Origin of the sequence: Ornithinibacter sp. (assembly GCF_035443565.1) — a bacterium.
Lineage (GTDB): Bacteria > Actinomycetota > Actinomycetes > Actinomycetales > Dermatophilaceae > Fodinibacter.
Genome location: NZ_DAORSO010000244.1, coordinates 1 through 2,380 on the forward strand (window position 1 = coordinate 1; position 2,380 = coordinate 2,380).

The 2,380-nt window shown below is 72.4% G+C and carries 4 protein-coding genes; 2 read left to right on the forward strand and 2 right to left on the reverse strand.

Annotated features, from left to right (window positions below):
• Window positions 1-302 (reverse strand): PHP domain-containing protein (locus PLL68_RS13950; protein ID WP_324535095.1); only part of this gene is annotated, 302 nt, incomplete at its 3' end.
• A 97-nt stretch (window positions 303-399) separates the two neighbouring features.
• Here PLL68_RS13950 and PLL68_RS13955 point away from each other — a divergent pair.
• Window positions 400-906: a SigE family RNA polymerase sigma factor gene (locus tag PLL68_RS13955; RefSeq protein ID WP_324535097.1), complete on the forward strand. Its 507-nt coding sequence runs from the start codon at window positions 400-402 to the stop codon at window positions 904-906.
• The gene (locus PLL68_RS13960; RefSeq protein WP_324535099.1) at window positions 903-2,021 is read left to right on the forward strand and encodes a hypothetical protein; all 1,119 of its coding nucleotides are present in this window, start codon (window positions 903-905) and stop codon (window positions 2,019-2,021) included. The genes PLL68_RS13955 and PLL68_RS13960 overlap by 4 nt, the downstream gene beginning before the upstream one ends.
• Before the next feature lie 3 nt (window positions 2,022-2,024).
• Here PLL68_RS13960 and PLL68_RS13965 read toward each other — a convergent pair.
• Window positions 2,025-2,380, reverse strand: a 356-nt coding sequence (locus PLL68_RS13965; RefSeq protein ID WP_324535101.1) for a MaoC family dehydratase, incomplete at its 5' end; no start/stop codon positions are given.

A 2,380-nucleotide genomic window follows, 5' to 3' on the forward strand; every position in this document is an offset into this window, starting at 1 on the left:
AGCCTGGTGTCGCGGCTGTGGAGCGCCCGTTCCAGCTCGGCCACGAGGTCGGGGTGGGTCGGGTCGGGCAGGTACGCGAGCAGGTGGATGCTCTGGTGACGCCGGCTGCACGAGACCTCGATGCCGGGAACCAGCCGGATGCCGTGGCGCCGCGCCGCAGCCGTCGCCTCGTCCCAGCCCAGTGTCGTGTCGTGGTCGGTCAGCGCGAGCGTCGTCAGACCGGCCTCCACCGCGCAGGCCACGACCTGCGCCGGCGGCTCGGTGCCGTCGCTCGCGGTGGAATGGGCGTGCAGGTCGATCACCCGAAGATCGTAGTGGCGAGCGAAGACCGCCCGGGCCGGGGCAACCTTTCCCGGGGTGCTGGCGTAGAGATGGTGACACCGAGCACCAGGAGGATTCATGAGCACACGGGTGAGGGCCGAGCGCGACGCCGCGTTCACGGCCTTCGTCGAGCAGGCGTCGCCGTCGCTGCTGCGCACGGCGTGGCTGCTGACCGCCGACCACCACGCGGCTCACGAGCTCGTGCAGGCCGCGCTCGTCAAGACCTACGTCGCGTGGCCTCGGGTGCGCCCGCAGGGGGCGCTCGCGTACTCGCGCAAGATCCTCGTCAACGAGCGGACGGACTCGTGGCGCCGGCGCCGCGGTGAGGTCAGCGTCGGTGAGGTGCCCGAGGCGACGGTGCCCGTGTCCACGACGAGCGAGGACCGCGACCTCGTCGTCCGGCTCCTGGCCGGCCTGCCCGACCAGCAGCGGCGCGTCGTCGTGCTGCGCTACTACACCGACCTCAGCGAGCAGGCCGTCGCCGACTTGCTCGACATCTCGCTCGGCTCCGTCAAGTCCGCCGCCTCGCGCGGGCTCGCCGCCCTGCGCACCCAGCTCACCACCACCGACGGGAGCCCCCGATGAGCCACGACGTGTTCGAGGACGAGCTGCGCACGCTGCTGCACGGCGCCACGCAGGCCGAGAACTCCGCGTTCCATGACATCGACACCGCCGAGGTCCTCGGCAGCGGCCGCCGCGTCGAGCGCCGTCGTCGGATGGCCGCGGCCGGCGCCACACTGGCCGCCGTCACGGTCGTCGGGATCGGGTCATGGGCCGCCCTCGACGGGCCCTCGGATCGCGCGCTGCAGGTCCCGGCCACTCGTACCAGCGCTCCGGCGACGGGACCGGTCACCGCGTTGCTCGAGCCGTTCGCCGACCTCTCGAGCAGCACCGACGGCCGGCCGCTCTCGATCCCCGGACCACGGAGGGTGGGGGTCCGTGTCGCGCCCGACGCCACGCCCGACCTCGAGTACCTCGCGGTCGGTGCCGACGGCAGCACGTCGATGATGGGCGGGTCGAGTCTCGACGGCATCCCGGCCCTCGCCTCGACCTGGGGCACCGCCGGGGAGGACTCCCACGTCCTCGTCGGGGTGCTGCCCGAGCAGGCGAAGGAGTTCCAGCTCATCACCCCGATGTCCGACGAGGGCGGCCACGCCTCGACCTCGGTCCGAGCGCCCCTGACCGGGACCGGCCGCCAGGCCTTCGCCGTGCGGTTCGAGGTGGCCGGCGACGCCGACACGGTCCGGCACCTCCTCTGGTGGGACGGCAGGGGGGCCGTCCACGACGAGACGGGCGCCATCGTCCCCGCCGTGACGCTTGACGACGCGCAGGGCACGACCGTCTTCGTGTCCGAGGACCTCGACCGGATGGGTACCTTCTCGACCGACGGTAGTCAGTCGATGATGGAGCTGGACGGCTCGCTCAACAGCAGCGGACGCCCGTTCCTGGCCACCGGCCGCGGTGAGGGCTCGCGCATCGACACGCTGTTCGCCGCCGTGGTGCCCGCTGGGACGACACCCGGCACCGTCACCCCCGCGACGGGCACCGAGGTGACGGACCCGCTGACCGTCTCCCCGCTCGCCGGCACCGACCTCGCGATCCTCTGGACCCGCTACTCCGCACCGGAGGCGGCGAAGGGGTCGGCCTACCGCAGTATCACCTGGGACGAAGCCGGCCGCACGGTCACCGAGCGGCCCTGACCCTCAGGTCTGCGGGGTCGCGGCCGGACCGGGCCAGTTCCGGTCCGGCTGCGGCGTCGGGCGCCCGGGCTGCTCGCCGCCGCGGGCGTCGAGGTAGGACTGCCTCGGGACCATCACCTTGCGACGGAAGATGCAGACGACCTTCCCGTCCTGGTTGTAGCCGATCGTCTCGACGTGGACGACGCCCCGGTCGTCCTTGCTCGTGCTCTCCCACTTGTCGAGCACCGTCGTCTCGCCGTAGAGGGTGTCGCCGTGGAAGGTCGGCGCGACGTGCCGCAGGCTCTCGATCTCGAGGTTGGCGATGGCCTTGCCGCTGATGTCGGGCACCGACATGCCGAGCAGGATCGAGTACACGTAGT